We start from the raw sequence: 16,049 nt of genomic DNA, 5'->3' as shown, positions 1-16,049 counted from the left end.
ATTTTGACATCCGCCGTCGGCAATCTTTTTTTCGCAACCTCCTACACTGGCGTACCCCCCGCCCCTGGCCTTGCCCGCCCCGGCAAGCGTCTCAAAGTGCCTATTCCCCCAGTCGGGTCTAAGCGATTGACCGGATCACCTTGGCAATAGGAATAAGTGTTGACCCCTCCCTTACCGAACGGGCTCAATACATCCGGGCTGAAAAAGCGCATAAGTGCAGGGCAGTAGAACCGATACCCATTGCCCAGTGCATAGGCTTGCAGCAGTTCGTCCTTGCGCTCACCATTGAACCCCAACGCAGCGGCTGGCTCCTTTTGCGAATACCCATAAGCGGTATAACCCAGCATGCGCCATGCCAAGCCCCGTAGTTCAGTTCTCCTTTTCATTACCATCTCACACACCCGCCCAAGCCTGACGCCATTCTGCGGCCAACACTCAGATACCTGAAACTGGCATTTTTGCCAGTTCAGCCTGTTGCAGCATCGGACACTGACCTTCTAGGCTTGCTGCTTACGCACCCGGAACACAAACCATGCAAACCCCGCAATCAGTTCGCGAGCGGCTCTATGTAATCGTCTTCCAGACCGACACCGTAGCCGGCCGTCGCTTCGACAAGATTCTCCTGCTGATCATCCTGGCCAGCCTGGTCACCGTGATCCTCGACAGCATCAACGAAGTGCACCAGGGTTATGCCGGCCTGCTGGCCGGTATCGAATGGGGCTTCACCGCGATCTTCCTGGCCGAATACCTCACCCGCCTGTACTGCTCGCCCAAGCCCTTGCGCTACGCCTTCAGTTTCTATGGCCTGGTCGACCTGCTGGCGATCGTGCCGGGGATCATCGCGCTGTACTACAGCGACGCCCAGTACCTGCTGATCGTTCGGGTGATCCGAATGCTGCGCATCTTTCGCGTGCTCAAGCTCAGCCCTTACCTCAAGCAAGCCCACTACCTGCTCGAGGCCCTGCGCGGCAGCAAGCAGAAGATCATCGTGTTCCTGGCCAGTGTATCAACGCTGGTCACCGTGTTCGGCACGTTGATGTACGTGGTCGAAGGCCCTGAGCATGGCTTTACCAGCATCCCCAAAGGCATCTACTGGGCCATCGTCACGCTCACCACCGTAGGCTTTGGCGATATCGTGCCGAAGACACCGCTGGGCCAGGTGCTGTCGTCGCTGGTGATGATTACCGGCTACTCGATCATCGCCGTGCCCACTGGCATTTTCACCGCTGAACTGGCCAACGCGATGCGCGGCGAGCAGCTACGCCATGACTGCCCGACATGCCACAAGCCGGCCCATGAGCCGGCTGCGGCGTTCTGTTCGCGCTGCGGCAGCGCGCTGTTCAAGAAGCAGGGTTAGCGGGTTCGGCCAGGGCCTTGAGGGTCAGCTCCAACAGTAACCGTTCGCGGGCAGCCTGACGCTCGGCGTGCACAGCCCCTACCCGCGCCAGGTACTCGGCCTCAGGTACCGATTCGGCGGTATCGAGCAACGCTTGCAAGCGCTCGTGGAAGGGTTGATCGGCGGCCTCGAAGGCATCGGCTTGAGTGCGCTCCAACAACGTCTGCCAGAATTCGCGCTGAACCAGCGAGGCAGCTATCGCATCGTCGGTCTCGGCAGCCTGCACCTGGTCACGGGCCGCTTCCAGGCGCGCCATATCCACCCCGGACACTTGCGCGAACAGCATGTCACCCGGCTGCGCTGGCAGGTTCAGCGCATCGCGCAGACCGATCCGGTAGGCCAGGCCCACCTCGATTTCGTCGGGGTCGGCGCCGGAGGCTCGCCGCGCCTGGATATCGGCCAATGCAATCCGCTCGACTTCATCCAGCCGCCACAACTGGCGGCCCAACTGCAACAGCGCCGCTTGCTCGGCGCCAGCACCGGCTTCGATCCGGGCGCGCCAGACCAACAAGCTCAACTCCAGGTTGCTGAAGCTCAGGGCGACGCTGTCCTGGCAGGTAAGCTGGCGGGTCACCTGCTCGAACAGGGCTTCACGCAGGCTGGTATGCTCCTGCATCGCATCAAGCATGGTGAACACCCGCTCGGCCAGTGCTTCGGGGCGCTGGGCAAAGTCAGCCGTTTCCAAAAGGCGCGCCAGCAAATTGAAAAAGTCCGCGCTGCCAGGTTCGACCTGTACCGCCTCCCAACACGCCGATTGCTCGTCGCGGGTCAGGCCCCTGGCCGCATCTAGCCAGCGCAGCCGCACCTGGGTAGTCCCACCTGGCGCGCTAAGATCTGCGCCCAGCGATGGCGTGCCCGCGCGTAACAATTCAAGGTCAGTGGCAGGCAGCGGGTTGCCCCACAACATGATCATGCGCCTTGTCCACACCGGCGAACGAGCGAACCAGGCAGGCAGCCGGCTGATCTGGTTATCACGCAGGTCAACCTGCAACAAGTCTGCACACCGCAAGATTGAGGGCGGCAGTTCAGTTTGGCCGGTGCCCCTTAAATGAAGGCGCCGCAGGCGACCCAACTGCTGAAGGGTGAACCCGCGGCCCAGTGGGTTGAAGGAGAGGTTCAGGTATTCCAGCGATTCGCAGCGCGCCAGCACGTTCGCCTGTGCCGTGTCCAGGACAATGCGGTTACCGAACAGGTCCAGTTCGCGCAATTCAGTCAAGTGCTCAAGGCCAGCCGGCAGACGAGTCAGGCGATTACCATTGAGTTCCAGAATGCGCAAGTTGGGGAACCTGCTCAGAAAACTCTCTGGCACCGCATCAAGGCGCATGCCCAATAACGCCAGCTCGTGGACATGGGCAAAGCTGACTTGCGGCGGCAGGTCGGGCAACTGGCCCGGTTCTGCAGCGAAAATGGCCAGGCGAAAATTTGATGTGTTCAGCAAGCTGTCGTTATGGGTCGTGACGCGTCGCTGCCAGCAGTCCAGCAAGCTGCGCAAAACGTAACGTCGCTCTTCACGCTGGGCGCCGCGTGGCGCCTGACGTGCCCAGCGGCGAAGCTGGCGCTCCAGCATGGCTAACTGATTACCCAGACGGTTGATTTCTCGGTGCACATCCCCTGCGCTGCCGCGCACCTCTTCCACCCAGGCCAAAGCTTGGGCATCGGTATAGGTCGGATACAACTCGCGCACCATAGCCAATAATGCGTAGTTGGCCGTCTGGCTGCCAGTGCCTGGCAGACGGCCACTCAACGGATACCCCAGCCGCCCATCGGGCAGCCGCTGCACAGGCCGGAACCAACCTGTGGGCCTTGCCGGCGCAAGCAATTGCTGCACCTCGGTGCGCTGCCGCGCCGCCTGCCGAGTGATCAGTACGCGCAGGTTGTGGGCAAATGGCTCAGCGACTGCAAAGGCTGCCCGCTGGCGGTCGTCATACGCCGCCGCCAGGGTTTCGAACAGCTCCCCCGGCTCACCCAGCGCTGCCCCCTGGGCATTGAGCAGGGTGAATTGGCCCTGATGGTGACGCACGCCGAAATGATCTGCAGCGCTATGGGCGTTGACCTGTAGCGGTGTATCGACAGTGCCGTCGAACAACGACCAACGCACCTGCGTGCCACCCGGCATGCGCTCGAGCAGGCCCAGGACCACGCGAGCCAGATCGGTGGTTTGCGGCACCCGCAGGTAAAGCGCTTCGAACACCCGGGCCAAGCGTATGCGGGCGGCCTGCTCGCGCGCCGCTTCAGCGAGGCGCAGCGGCACCCTACCGCTTTCAGCCAAGCGTTGGCGGTCGCTTACATGGGCATCGCGTAACAGCGCGCGAGCAGCGCCTTCGTGCAAGCTTGGGAACGCGCGGCGCAACGCCTGGCTCTGCGTATCGCCGGCACCTTGGCTGGCTTGGTAGGCGTTGCTGAACAAAACCTGGCGCTGACGTGCTATCTGTTCGGCCAATGCTTGGTCTGAAAGGCCCGAGGCCTGCGGCAAAGCCCTGGCCTGAGCGAGCAAACCGTCGTCATCGCTTTGCACGCCCGAGCGTAGGGCGCTGATCAGCCTGCTGATTCGCTGGTCCAGGCGCATGCGCTGGGCGCTGTCGAGCAAAGCAGGATCAGGCGCCTGACCATAGACGTGCAGTGCCCGCAGGTGATCGGCCTGCAGGTCATGGGCAACCAGCAACTGTTCGATCTGTTCGTCATCAAGCTCGCCCAGGTGCCCGCCCAGGCGGCGGAACAAGCGCAGACGGTCCTCCCATTGGCCAGGCTGCTCGAACCACACCCGCCACGCACCCGCCCCGTTATGAATGAGCCTTGGCCCGCACCCACCACGCGGTCGCAAGTGCCACTGCCCGTCCAAGGCGCTTTGCACGACCGGATAATGGTGCCCCTCCATTTCGACCCACGCCAGCTCGCCAAGGCGATACACGCCCTGCGCATCGGGTTGCTCCTTAAGCGCCGGCAAAGGGCTGCGATACTGCTCAAGGCGCGGATTGCCAAGGCGCGTGGTGCCATCCTCCAAGCGCTCAGGTAACAAACCATCCACCCAGCTCGAGCGCGTCCAAGCACGGCGGGCCACGGTAACCCCAACACCCAGCGCAGCCATAACGGCAAGATCAGTCGCAACGTGCATCATGTGCTCCAAGGCACCCTGGGTATCACCTTCGTGCCAGGCCTCGACGCCGTGATAGACCTCGGTCAGCAGCTCCCACGCGGTGAGCGCAAGCAGGCCTGCACCGACGACAGGAATGAACAGCCCGGCCAGGTTCAGCAACGCCAACCCTTCGGTCGCCAGGCGCCGGTCGTGGGCTTGCTGCACCTGACGGTCCAGGTCTGCCACCGGCACCGCGATCATGGCGGCATCGTCCTTGATCTGTTTGATGCGGCCAGCGCCCAGGGTCTCGAAAAGCGGAAGCCGGTAGGCATACATGCGTTCATCCAGGTCGATGTTGGCGAACGCTGCCAGGCCGGCATAGCCCGGGATGATGATCGAGAAGAAACGCTGGCTATCGCGTCGGCGGACGAAGCGGCTGAAAAACTGCTGATACTGGCTGCTGCGCAAGCGTTTGCCCAACCCGTTGGCCAAACGCCTGAGGCTGTCGAAAACCGACCACGGCCCATGGGGGTCACCAGGGACGTACGCGAGGATCCGCCGGGTGGTATTGAGCAGCAACCCTTCGTCTATCACCTCGAGCAGCACGATTTGCTCAAGGTCGCAGTCGAGCAGACGCAGCCGTTTGGCAACAACAGGATCGCCCCCCAGGCGCGGCGGCGTACCATCGCGGCACAGACCGACCACCAGTTGCAGCTCCTGATCATTCAACACCTTGGCCTGCTGAGCCCGGTAGGCATCGACCAACATCTGCTGGCGCTGCAGCTCGCCTAGCAGGGTAGACACCGGCTGCCCATCAGCGGCCGGTGCCAAAAGGATGCTGTCGAGGTGGCGCTGGTACTGCGCGCCGATGTCCAGGCTACGGCACAGTTGGGCAAATTCGATGGCCGAAGGTGGCTTGATGCTACCCTGGCGGGCGCTGGTCAGGCGGTTGCCACGGGGCTGACCCGCCTCGCTGGCCTGCTCTGCGGTGAAATTGCGCAGTGCCGCTTCGAGCAGCGGCATGTCTGTGTAGACCACTTCGGTCAGGTGCGCACCCACCGGCTGGATATTGATCACCGGCTGGCGTGAACCAGTAATGAACTTCCAGCGGTTGACCGCAAAAGGCTGCTGGAAACGCGCTTGCAAGGCCGCCTCTAGCCGCTGCTGGGCAAAACGTTCGATACCCTCGATACCGGCCAGGGTAGCGCTCAGTTGATGGCGCAGGCCAAGGCTGCGCTGCAAGGCCAGGCACAGACCAGGCAGCTGCTCGGGGCTGGCGGCTTTGAGCCAGGCTGGCAGTCGGCCCTCGATGAAGCGGTCATGAAACGCCTGGGCATGGCGTTCCAACCCTGATGCGATGGACGGATGAGCAGGTAGGTTCTGCATGGTCTCGGGCCTCCAGGAAAAGAGCCCGTGAGGGTAGCCAGCGCTGCTTGGCAAACGCCGCTAGATACTTAATACCTAGCGCATAAGCAAAGACCGATTGGGTCTTTAAACGCTCGTCGCCGAAACGCTATAGTCGCTGGCACATTGCCAAACTGCTGCCTTACGACAAGGAACGCTTCGTGAAAAAACTCGTCACCGCCTCACTGCTCGCCGCAGGCCTGGCCATGGGTAACCTGGCCCAGGCTGCACCTACCTTGCTCAACGTTTCCTACGACGTGATGCGCGACTTCTATAAGGACTACAACCCAGCCTTCCAGAAGCACTGGGAAGCCGAACACAACGAGAAGGTCAACCTGCAGATGTCCTTCGGCGGCTCGAGCAAGCAGGCACGGGCAGTGATCGATGGCCTGCCGGCAGACGTCATCACCATGAACATGGCGACCGATATCAACGCCCTGGCCGACAACGGCAAACTGATACCGGACAACTGGGTGAGCCGCCTGCCCAACAACAGCGCGCCGTTCACTTCGGCCACCGTGTTCATCGTGCGCAAGGGTAACCCCAAGGCGCTCAAAGACTGGCCCGATTTGCTCAAGGACGGTGTACAAGTGATCGTGCCCAACCCCAAGACTTCGGGTAACGGGCGCTACACCTACCTCTCGGCATGGGGTTATGTGCTCAAGCAAGGTGGCGACGAAAACAAGGCTCGCGAATTCGTCGGAAAATTGTTCAAACAGGCGCCAGTGCTCGACACCGGTGGCCGTGCTGCCACCACTACGTTCATGACCAACCAGATCGGTGACGTGCTGGTGACGTTCGAAAACGAAGCGGAAATGATTGCCCGCGAGTTTGGCCGCGACCAGTTCGAAGTGGTCTATCCAAGTGTGTCGGCCGAGGCCGAGCCGCCGGTGAGCGTGGTCGACAAGGTAGTAGCCAAGAAAGGTACTCAGGCTGTGGCCGAAGAGTACCTGAAATACCTGTGGTCGCCAGCCGCTCAGGAAATTGCCGCGCAGAACTACCTGCGCCCGCGCGACGCGACCGTGTTGGCCAAGTACACCGACCGTTTCCCGAAAGTCGACTTCCTGTCGGTCGAAAAAACCTTCGGTGACTGGCGTACCGTGCAGAAGACACACTTCAACGATGGTGGCGTGTTCGACCAGATCTACACCAACCAGCAGTAATCGCAAACAATGCTACGAGCCTGTTCGCGGCTAAAGCCCCCAAAAGGATTGCACCTGTATGAGGTGACCTGTTGGAGCGGCTGCAGCCGCGCAGAGCCCGGAGCAGCTAGACCAGTAAGCAGCCTTCACCCAGCGCCTGGTTCTACCGCTGGCGGAACACCAGCGCCTTGAGTCCGCCTTCAGGGTCGGCATCGGGAAATTCCGGCGGATTTTCGAGCCGCTCGACAAAGCCCAGCTCAGGCGCGTGCTCGGCCATCCCGTCGATCAGAAACGCCGGTCCAACCCCAGGATCGTTGACGCAAGCCAGCACCGTGCCACCCTCGTTGAGCAGCTCCGGCAGCCGCCGCAGGATCTTGGCGTAGTCCTGAGTCAGCACGAAACTGCCACGCTGGAAGGTCGGCGGGTCGATGATGATCAGGTCGTAGGGCCCGTACTTGCGCACCTTGCCCCAAGACTTGAATAACTCGTGCCCAAGGTAGGCGACCCTTGAGGCATCGTGCCCGTTAAGGCGGTGGTTGTCCCTGCCTCTGGCCAGTGCCGACTTGGCCATGTCCAGATTCACAACCTGCTCGGCGCCGCCTGCGATCGCCGCTACCGAAAAGCCGCAGGTATAGGCGAACAGATTGAGTACACGCTTGCCCGCTGCCTGCTCGCGCACCCATCGCCGACCATAGCGCATGTCCAGGAACAGGCCGTTGTTCTGCCGCACGCCCAGATCGAGCAGGTAACTCAGACCATCTTCGATCACCTCGCGCTGCTGGCAGGGCTCACCAAGCAGCCACTGGCCTGGACTGTCGGGCAGGTACCGGTGCTGAATCAGAATCGCCTGGCCCGTCCACTGCGGGCGCTCGGCCAGGCTGAGCAACATGGCTTCGAGCGCTGGCAATTGCCCTGCGGGCGGCTCGCGAAACAGGGCGACCGACAGCACCCCTTGCAGCCAGTCCACAGTGACTTGCTCAAGACCCTCCCAGCACCGCCCACGGCCGTGGAACAGGCGGCGGGTTTGCGCCGGAGCAGGGTCAAGGGCGGTGAGCAGGTGTTTCTCGAGGGTCTGTATCGGCGAGGTCATGGCAGGTCGCAAGCAATAAAACGGGCATTCTACCCTCTGACCGCCACCTGCGCCGAACGAAACCACCAGCCCTGCTGCATACCTGCCGCCGCCAGCAGAATCAAGGCCACCCCGGACCATTGCAGCGGCGTGAGCCTGTGACCGAAAGCCAGCCAGTCGACCAGAATCGCTGCAATCGGGTAGATGAACGACAATGCACCGGTAAGCGCCGTCGGCAGGCGCTGAATGGCGCTGTACAGCAGCACATACATGACACCGGTATGAACCATGCCCAGGGTCACCAGGCTTGCCAGCGCCGCTGGGTCACTCGGCAAAGCGCTCACCCTGGCCCAGGGGGCCAGCAGCAGCACGCCGGTGGCGACCTGAATGAGCGCGATCAGATGTGGCGGTGTGCCGCTGAGGCGTTTGATGATCAGGGCCGCAACTGCATACAAGAACGCCGCGCCAAGCGCCAGGCCCACACCCTGCAGGTAGTCCTCACCGCTGCCCTGCCCTGCACCATGGGCACCGATGATCGCCAGCATCCCCAAGAAAGCGACGATCAACCAAGTCAGCTTGGCGGCAGTGATTTTCTCGCCCAGGAACACAGCCGCCAGCCCAACCAGCATGAACGGCTGGACGTTGTAAACCGCCGTACCAATAGCGATAGAAGCTTTCGAATAGGAGGCGAACAGCAGCACCCAGTTACCGACGATGGCCATGCCACTGACAATCGCCAGCAGCACTGCCTTGCCCGTTACGACACCCGGCCTGAGAAAGCCGAGCGCCGCGCAGATCAGCAGCAAGGTGCCTGCCCCGAATACACAGCGCCAGAACACCACGTCCAGCACCGGTTGCCCCGACACCAGCACGAACCAGCCGATGGTGCCGGAAATGAGCATGGCTGCGACCATCTCCAACGAGCCCCGACGCACTGAACTGTCCATCTCGCACCTCCTTTGGATGAGGACATTAGTATGCGCATGGCCACCCCAGGCCATCCAGCGGATAAACAAGGCGCTTTAGCGATTTCACCTTTACTATCAAGGCACATCGACCTAACCACCTGCCGAGAAAAGAATGACTGACACAATCGACCAGCTGTTGATCAACGCACTGATGGAAGACTCACGCCGCTCGCTCAAAGCACTGGCGCAGATCAGCGGCCTTTCCGCCCCCAGTGTCAGCGAGCGCTTGCGACGCTTGGAGGAACGTGGGGTCCTGCACGGCTATACGGTGGATGTCGACCCGCGCAGTTTCGGCTATCAGCTGCAAGCGATCGTGCGCATTCGCCCATTGCCGGGCCAGTTGCAGGAAGTGGAGCGGCAAATCATCGCGATCCCTGAATTCACTGAATGCGACAAGGTGACGGGCGAGGACTGCTTCATTGCTCGTCTGCACGTGCGCTCGATGGAGCAACTCGACATTCTGCTCGACCGAATCAATGTGCTCGCGGTCACCAACACCGCGATCATCAAGAAAACCCCAGTCAAACGACGACTGCCGCCAATGGACTGAGTGTATGCATAAAATCGATTTACTGATCTTTTTTTGTACACACAAATGTCACTATAAGTGCCATTTTTGTGTGCAAGATTACAGTTCAATGCCCCGTTAAGTGACACACTCCAGGCACCTAACTTTGACCGAACGATCAAAAAATCTTACTTCCTGAAAAATAAAGCTGATTAATTGGTCAACTTATATTTCATCAATAACAGCCACTTAACTTCCATATAGAACTCGTAGCCAAGTTCGATTCCGCAAATCCGTATCCACACTGGCATGGAACTCGCTTTTGTGTGCTTGTGTTTTGTATACAAGACCAACAAAACATAAATACACAATAACCCGCAGCGTCGGCTCGATACCGGCAGCTGCGCCCAGAACCCAGTGATGCCAAGCTGCACCGACGAGATGGCGAGCCCGTGCGCATGCCCGCTCATCGCAGTCCACGTGCATCAGGAGCCTGCCGGAATGAGTACCAGCATCGATCTTGCCCCTGAACTTTCCGTTGCCAGCATTAGCCCATCCTCCACCCATATCGACGGGACGCCGCCCTTGGCGCTCAGCCCACGCCTGCACAACCGGGACTTGGCGCCGACGCGACTGCAGGGCCGGCGCTGGGGCCGCTACAGCATCTTCGCGTTATGGACCAATGATGTGCACAACATTGCCAACTACTCCTTCGCCATGGGCTTGTTTGCCCTGGGCCTTGGAGGCTGGCAAGTTCTGCTGTCGCTGGCAATCGGCGCAGCGCTGGTGTACTTCTTCATGAACCTTTCTGGGTACATGGGGCAGAAGACCGGCGTGCCCTTCCCAGTTATCAGCCGCATTGCCTTTGGCATCCACGGCGCGCAGTTACCGGCGCTGATCCGCGCGGTGATCGCCATCGCCTGGTTCGGTATCCAGACCTACCTGGCCTCGGTAGTGCTGCGCGTGCTCTTGACTGCCGTATGGCCCCAGATTGCCGCTTATGACCACGACAGCATTCTTGGGCTGTCCAGCCTGGGATGGGTGTGCTTCGTGGCGATCTGGCTGGTGCAATTGGTGATCCTTGCCTACGGCATGGAAATGGTTCGTCGCTACGAAGCCTTCGCCGGCCCGGTGATACTGCTCACCGTCGCTAGCCTGGCGGTATTCATGTACTTCAAGGCCGATGCACGTATCGCCTGGTCGGTTGCCGAGCCCTTGGCCGGCTATGAGATGTGGCGCAACATTTTCGCCGGTGGCGCGCTCTGGCTGGCGATCTACGGCACCCTGGTGCTGAATTTCTGTGACTTCGCCCGTTCCTCGCCGTGCTCTAAGACCATTCGCGTCGGCAACTTCTGGGGCCTGCCAGTGAACATCCTGGTGTTCGCCGTGATCACCGTGGTGCTGTGCGGCGCGCAGTTCCAGATCAATGGCCAGATCATCGACAGCCCTACCCAGATCGTCGCCAGCATCCCCAGCACAGCATTTTTGGTACTCGGCTGCCTGGCTTTTCTGATCGTTACCGTGGCGGTGAACATCATGGCCAACTTCGTGGCACCGGCTTTCGTGCTGAGCAACCTGGCGCCGCGTCATCTGAACTTCCGCCGCGCCGGGCTGATCAGCGCAACCCTTGCGGTGCTGATCTTGCCGTGGAATCTCTACAACAGCCCGCTGGTGATCGTGTACTTCCTGTCGGGCCTGGGCGCACTGCTTGGCCCGCTGTACGGGGTGATCATGGCCGACTACTGGTTGCTGCGCAAAGGCCGGATCAACGTACCCGAGCTGTACACCGAGCACCCTGCAGGCGCCTACCACTACAGCAGAGGCATCAACCTGCGCGCCTTGGCCGCATTCGGGCCTGCGGCGCTGTTGGCGATCATCCTCGCGCTGGTGCCTAGCTTCCATGTCATCGCGCCGTTTTCCTGGCTGATCGGTGCGGGCATCGCCGCTGCGGTGTACCTGCTGATCGCCCCGCGTAACCGCCAGTACCACGATGTCAGCGGCGAGTGCATCGCCGTCGACCACAGCAGCCATTGATCAAGGAAGACTGCCCCATGCGTATTCTTATCGCGAACGTGAACACTACCGAAACCATCACCCAGGCCATTGCCGAGCAAGCGCGTAGCGTGGCCGCGCCAGGCACTGAGATCATCGGCCTGACACCCTGGTTCGGGGCCGAATCGGTAGAGGGTAATTTCGAAAGCTACCTGGCCGCCATCGCCGTGATGGACCGTGTACTGGCTTATGAAGGCCCTTATGATGCGGTGATCCAGGCCGGGTACGGCGAGCATGGCCGCGAAGGGTTGCAGGAGTTGCTCGAGGTGCCGGTGGTGGACATCACCGATGCCGCCGCCAGCACGGCGATGTACCTGGGCCACGCCTATTCGGTGGTCACCACCCTGGACCGCACCGTACCGCTGATCGAGGACCGACTGAAGCTCTCCGGCCTGTACGACCGCTGCGCCTCGGTCAGGGCCAGTGGCTTGGCGGTACTGGAATTGGAGGAGCACCCTGAGCGCGCTGTCGAGGCTATTGTCGAGCAAGCCGAACGCGCCGTGCGTGAAGACAAGGCCGAGGTAATCTGCCTGGGCTGTGGTGGCATGGCCGGGCTGGACGAACTGATCCGCCAGCGCACTGGAGTGCCGGTGATCGATGGAGTGAGCGCCGCGGTGACCATTGCCGAGTCGTTGGTGCGGATGGGGCTGAGTACGTCCAAGGTGCGCACCTTCGCTACACCACGGCCGAAGAAGGTGTTGGGCTGGCCGATGAAGTTCGGGCGTTAAGCGCCGCCCCAGCCCTTGCCGGCGTGCAAGGCAGCCAAATAACGCCAACCACTGCCCGGCTTGCTCGGATCAGGTCGGGCAGTGGTGCTCCCCACCGTTCAGGCCCTGGCGGACATTGCGGCTCAGTAAGCTGGCTTTACCGTCATGCCAAGTCAGGGTCAGCACATACAGCGTATCGAAATCGTCGCCGTCCCAGTCCTCGGTGATTACCCGCTGATCGCCCAACGCCTTGCCAGCCACGGCATTGATCAATGCTGGCAGGTAACCATGGGACCAGGCGGTATAGACTGTGGCATTGCGGTATTTCTCGCTGACCAGCTCAGCGGCAAGCTCGTCGGTGTCGTTGGCCGCAAAGTCGATATTGACCGGCAACCCCAGGCGGATGGCGCTTGGGGTGATGGTCATCAGCGGGCGGATATAGCTGTAACTCTGATCCTCGCTGCCCTCCTCTACATGCCGAGTCGGATTGGCCGCAAACACGTAATCCGCCTTACCGAAACGCTGTGGCAGCAAGGTGGCCAGGTCGATCGCACGATTCAGGCCCTGGCAATTCAGTTGCCCCAGGCCTTCCCCGGGCTTTTCGGCATGGCGCAGAAACACCAAGGTCTGGGTACCGTCGACCGGTTGAGAACGGCTTTCCAACACTACCAAGGCCACAGGGACGGCTGTGGCGACCAAGGCCAAGCTGGCCAGTAAATGGCGACGACGTCGAAAGAAAGCGGGCAACTGCATGTAGGCGGGCTCTTGTGGCAAAAAGTAGCGGGTCACTCGCCACATTGCCCTACGGGATGTGCCAGGGGCATCGGTGCAGTGATTGCCATCCATGGCAACGAGCAGGACTAAGAGTGCCCCGATCCCGTTTGGTTCCTCCCTGGACGTGCATGCCGTTCCCTAGGCATGGGTGACCTTAGCGCCGGTGTGTTGCAAGAATGTGTCACCCTTGGTGCCACTAGGGTCATTCATCCCGGGTCAGCACCTCGAGCAACTGGATTTCGAAAGTCAGGTCCGAATTCGGTGGGATCGAGCCCATGCTGCGCTCGCCATACCCCAGGTGAGCCGGCACTTGCAGCCTGCGTGTGCCGCCCACGCGCATACCCATCAGCCCCTGGTCCCAACCTTTGATGACTCGGCCAGTGCCGATGACGCATTGAAAAGGCTTGCCCCGCGACCAGGACGAATCGAACTCGCTGCCGTCGGCCAGCCAGCCGGTGTACTGGGTGGTGATCAGGGCACCTTTGACAGCGGCTTTACCTTGGCCTTCGATCAGGTCGGTGATCTGCAGTTCGCTGCTCATGGGCAGGCTCCATCGTTAAAGACAAAGCCGCCCTTTTCTCAGGAATGTACAAATTTGGCAAGTGATCAGATGAAGATACTACCGCGCAGGTACAGCGCCGCACGCCCGCTGATGATGACCCGCCCATTACCAGGCACTTCACAGTGCAACTGCCCCTTGCGCGCCCCGCCCTGCTCGCACGTCAGCGCCGTCTTGCCCAGGCGCTCGGCCCACAGTGGCGCCAGGGAAGTGTGCGCCGAACCTGTGACCGGGTCTTCATTGACCCCCACCCTCGGGCCAAACCAACGGGTAACGAAGTCGAACCCCCGTCCGGCTGCAGTGACCGCGATACCGCGCACGTCGAAGGCCGACAGTGCGGCAAAATCAGGTTTGAGTGGGTCGAGCAACGCAGCGTCATCAACCACTACCACATAATCGTCAGAGCGATATACCGCTGCCGCCTGGCTCAGGCCAAGCGCTTGGAGCAAACCGGCCGGAGCATCCAGCGCTTGCGGTTGCTTGGCCGGGAAGTCCATGGCCAGCAGGCCATCAGCCCCACGGCTGACCCGAAGCTCGCCACTTCGGGTATTAAAGCGCAGCACCTGGGCTTGCTCCCCGAGCTGTTCGAACAGCACATAGGCAGACGCCAGGGTTGCGTGGCCGCACAGGTCGACTTCGACGGCCGGGGTGAACCAGCGCAAGTCGTAAGACTGGCCGTTGGGCACGAAATAAGCCGTTTCGGAAAGATTGTTCTCTTCGGCGATACGCTGCAGCACAGCGTCTGGCAGCCAGCTCTGTAACGGCACGACCGCTGCCGGGTTGCCACCAAAGGGCTCGGTGCTGAAGGCATCGACCTGGAAGATTTCGAGTTGCATCAAACGCTCCTTGTGATCCGGCAGGGCCGGCGTATGTCATGAACAGACCTATGCATGGACCGGCGTGAGCACTGGCTCACCGGCAAAAAAAGCCTGCAGATTACGTAGTACCAGGCTCACCGTGTCACGTGCAGCCTCCGGCGACTGGCCCGCCACATGGGGAGTGAGCAGCGTATTGCTCAATGCCTTGAGGGCCGGCAGTACTGTGGGTTCTTCATCGAACACGTCCAGCGCAGCGCCAGCGAGCTGGCCTTGCTGCAAAGCAGTTACCAGGGCTTGGGTATCGACGACACTGGCGCGGGCGATATTGACCAGGTAGCCCTCGGCACCCAAGGCTGCGATGACCTGGGCATCGACCAGATGGCGAGTGGCGGCACCACCGGGGGTGGCAACCACCAGAATGTCGACCGCTTCAGCCAACTGCTGCGCGGTGGCGTACCAGGTGTAGGGAACGTCCGCGCGGTGGGTGCGGCTATGGTAGCTGATAGGCATGTCGAAGCCCTGGCTGGCGCGCTTGGCAATCGACAGGCCAACCGCACCAAGGCCGAGCACGCCCAGGCGCTTGCCGCTGACCGAAGGGCTGATCACGCGACGCCACTCACCCTGGCGAGTGCTGGCGTCGGCGCGGGGGATGTCGCGCAGCAGCGCCAGCAACATGGCCATGGCGTGATCGGCAACGGCTGTAGCGTTGGCGCCTGCCCCATTGGTGACGGTGATGCTACGCGCAGCAGCGGCAGCCAAATCGACTTGCTCGTAACCTGCACCAATCACACAGATGATTTGCAGCTTGGGCAGTGCGGCAATCTCGGTGGCGCTCAGGCCCAACGGGCCGCGGGTGAGTACGGCGTCGATCTCGGCGCCACGTTGCTCGATGGCGTCGGCTCGCAGTTGCGCGGTGGGTGCTCGAATCAGCCGATAACCTGCCTGTTCAAGCAGCGGCAGATAATCATCTACCGTTTCTACCAGCACCAAGACGGTCTTGTTCATGCCGACTCCTCAGGTAAGGGAGAGGCATTATGCGGGGAAGGTGAGCGGTACAGTCAATCGATTAAATAGCGATCAACTGTACTGTATTGGTAGAGCCTGGCAGCGGCGCATCCCTCGCTGTGCTCACCGCAGGGATGCGCCCTAGGACAGCTATTGGCTGAATGCGCGCCCCAGGCCCCCTGGCACGCCGCTGCTGTCGGTGTCCTGCCATGGGCCATCTGGCTTGAGCGACCAGCTCCAGCCATTGTCATAACGGTAGTAGGTGCGCTGGCGGTAGAACACGTTGGTCTTGTTGTCCAATACATATACCCCAAGCTTCGGATCCCAGTGGCTAGCCCCACCAGGCGGTGGCGCGAAGCTGGCGGAGGTGCGCGGTATCGGCTTGGCTGGAGCGCTAGGCTTGCTCGGCTGGGTCGATGGCTGGCCACCAGGCAGCGGTTTGACCACCGGGCCCTGACGCGGCGGCACGGTTTCGATCGGCGGCGACGGCTCCTGGTTCGGTTGATGCACGGTACACGCGGACAAACCCAGGGCCAGGGTCATCAGGGTCAGGCGGACGGCGCTATGCATGGCA

Annotated in this window: 14 protein-coding genes; 5 read left to right on the top strand and 9 right to left on the bottom strand. The window is 61.3% G+C overall.

Going from position 1 to position 16,049, the window contains the following annotated elements; genetic code table 11:
- Nucleotides 1-41: 41 nt before the first annotated feature.
- Entirely contained in the window at nucleotides 42-347 is a 306-nt protein-coding gene (locus tag ACK59H_RS06920) for an RHS repeat-associated core domain-containing protein (RefSeq protein ID WP_409264338.1), read from the bottom strand.
- Nucleotides 348-532: 185 nt separating this feature from the next.
- Between ACK59H_RS06920 and ACK59H_RS06915 the strand changes: the two genes are divergently transcribed.
- Nucleotides 533-1,357: an ion transporter gene (locus ACK59H_RS06915; protein ID WP_060476871.1), complete on the top strand. Its 825-nt coding sequence runs from the start codon at nucleotides 533-535 to the stop codon at nucleotides 1,355-1,357.
- On the opposite strand, the gene ACK59H_RS06910 is transcribed toward ACK59H_RS06915, so the two are convergent.
- The gene (locus ACK59H_RS06910; protein ID WP_060476872.1) at nucleotides 1,341-5,855 is read right to left on the bottom strand and encodes an NEL-type E3 ubiquitin ligase domain-containing protein; all 4,515 of its coding nucleotides are present in this window, start codon (nucleotides 5,853-5,855) and stop codon (nucleotides 1,341-1,343) included. The two genes, ACK59H_RS06915 and ACK59H_RS06910, sit on opposite strands and share 17 nt — an antisense overlap.
- A 179-nt stretch (nucleotides 5,856-6,034) precedes the next feature.
- Between ACK59H_RS06910 and ACK59H_RS06905 the strand changes: the two genes are divergently transcribed.
- A complete protein-coding gene (locus tag ACK59H_RS06905) occupies nucleotides 6,035-7,036 on the top strand; it encodes a sulfate ABC transporter substrate-binding protein (protein WP_261743804.1) in 1,002 nt (333 codons plus the stop codon).
- A 142-nt stretch (nucleotides 7,037-7,178) separates the two neighbouring features.
- On the opposite strand, the gene ACK59H_RS06900 is transcribed toward ACK59H_RS06905, so the two are convergent.
- Both ACK59H_RS06900 and ACK59H_RS06895 read right to left on the bottom strand, forming a co-directional pair.
- Nucleotides 7,179-8,105: a class I SAM-dependent methyltransferase gene (locus tag ACK59H_RS06900; RefSeq protein WP_060476874.1), complete on the bottom strand. Its 927-nt coding sequence runs from the start codon at nucleotides 8,103-8,105 to the stop codon at nucleotides 7,179-7,181.
- Nucleotides 8,106-8,134: 29 nt separating this feature from the next.
- The gene (locus ACK59H_RS06895; RefSeq protein WP_060476875.1) at nucleotides 8,135-9,031 is read right to left on the bottom strand and encodes a DMT family transporter; all 897 of its coding nucleotides are present in this window, start codon (nucleotides 9,029-9,031) and stop codon (nucleotides 8,135-8,137) included.
- A gap of 133 nt (nucleotides 9,032-9,164) precedes the next feature.
- Between ACK59H_RS06895 and ACK59H_RS06890 the strand changes: the two genes are divergently transcribed.
- From ACK59H_RS06890 to ACK59H_RS06880, 3 genes are all read left to right on the top strand, one after another.
- Entirely contained in the window at nucleotides 9,165-9,602 is a 438-nt protein-coding gene (locus ACK59H_RS06890; RefSeq protein ID WP_409264335.1) for an Lrp/AsnC family transcriptional regulator, read from the top strand.
- 459 nt (nucleotides 9,603-10,061) lie between these two features.
- On the top strand, nucleotides 10,062-11,594 hold the full coding sequence (locus ACK59H_RS06885; RefSeq protein ID WP_060476878.1) for an NCS1 family nucleobase:cation symporter-1: 1,533 nt from the start codon (nucleotides 10,062-10,064) through the stop codon (nucleotides 11,592-11,594).
- A 17-nt stretch (nucleotides 11,595-11,611) separates the two neighbouring features.
- The gene (locus ACK59H_RS06880) at nucleotides 11,612-12,340 is read left to right on the top strand and encodes an aspartate/glutamate racemase family protein (protein ID WP_060476879.1); all 729 of its coding nucleotides are present in this window, start codon (nucleotides 11,612-11,614) and stop codon (nucleotides 12,338-12,340) included.
- Nucleotides 12,341-12,409: 69 nt separating this feature from the next.
- Here the strand turns inward: ACK59H_RS06880 and ACK59H_RS06875 are convergent, their stop codons facing one another.
- From ACK59H_RS06875 to ACK59H_RS06855, 5 genes are all read right to left on the bottom strand, one after another.
- On the bottom strand, nucleotides 12,410-13,072 hold the full coding sequence (locus ACK59H_RS06875) for a hypothetical protein (RefSeq protein WP_060476880.1): 663 nt from the start codon (nucleotides 13,070-13,072) through the stop codon (nucleotides 12,410-12,412).
- A gap of 223 nt (nucleotides 13,073-13,295) precedes the next feature.
- Nucleotides 13,296-13,634 carry an FKBP-type peptidyl-prolyl cis-trans isomerase gene (locus ACK59H_RS06870; RefSeq protein ID WP_060476881.1) on the bottom strand — a complete coding sequence of 113 codons (339 nt, stop codon included), beginning with the start codon at nucleotides 13,632-13,634 and terminating at the stop codon, nucleotides 13,296-13,298.
- Between the two features lie 65 nt (nucleotides 13,635-13,699).
- A complete protein-coding gene (locus ACK59H_RS06865; protein WP_060476882.1) occupies nucleotides 13,700-14,488 on the bottom strand; it encodes a PhzF family phenazine biosynthesis protein in 789 nt (262 codons plus the stop codon).
- A gap of 48 nt (nucleotides 14,489-14,536) precedes the next feature.
- Nucleotides 14,537-15,475 (bottom strand): 2-hydroxyacid dehydrogenase, encoded by a 939-nt coding sequence (locus ACK59H_RS06860; RefSeq protein ID WP_060476883.1) that lies wholly within the window; start codon nucleotides 15,473-15,475, stop codon nucleotides 14,537-14,539.
- Nucleotides 15,476-15,625: 150 nt separating this feature from the next.
- A complete protein-coding gene (locus tag ACK59H_RS06855; protein ID WP_060476884.1) occupies nucleotides 15,626-16,045 on the bottom strand; it encodes a hypothetical protein in 420 nt (139 codons plus the stop codon).
- Nucleotides 16,046-16,049 lie beyond the last annotated feature (4 nt).

The organism is Pseudomonas sp. KCJK9000, assembly GCF_046230725.1.
Lineage (GTDB): Bacteria > Pseudomonadota > Gammaproteobacteria > Pseudomonadales > Pseudomonadaceae > Aquipseudomonas > Aquipseudomonas promysalinigenes.
The sequence above is the reverse complement of the archived record's forward strand: the minus strand, read 5'-3'. Positions and strand labels throughout refer to the sequence as shown.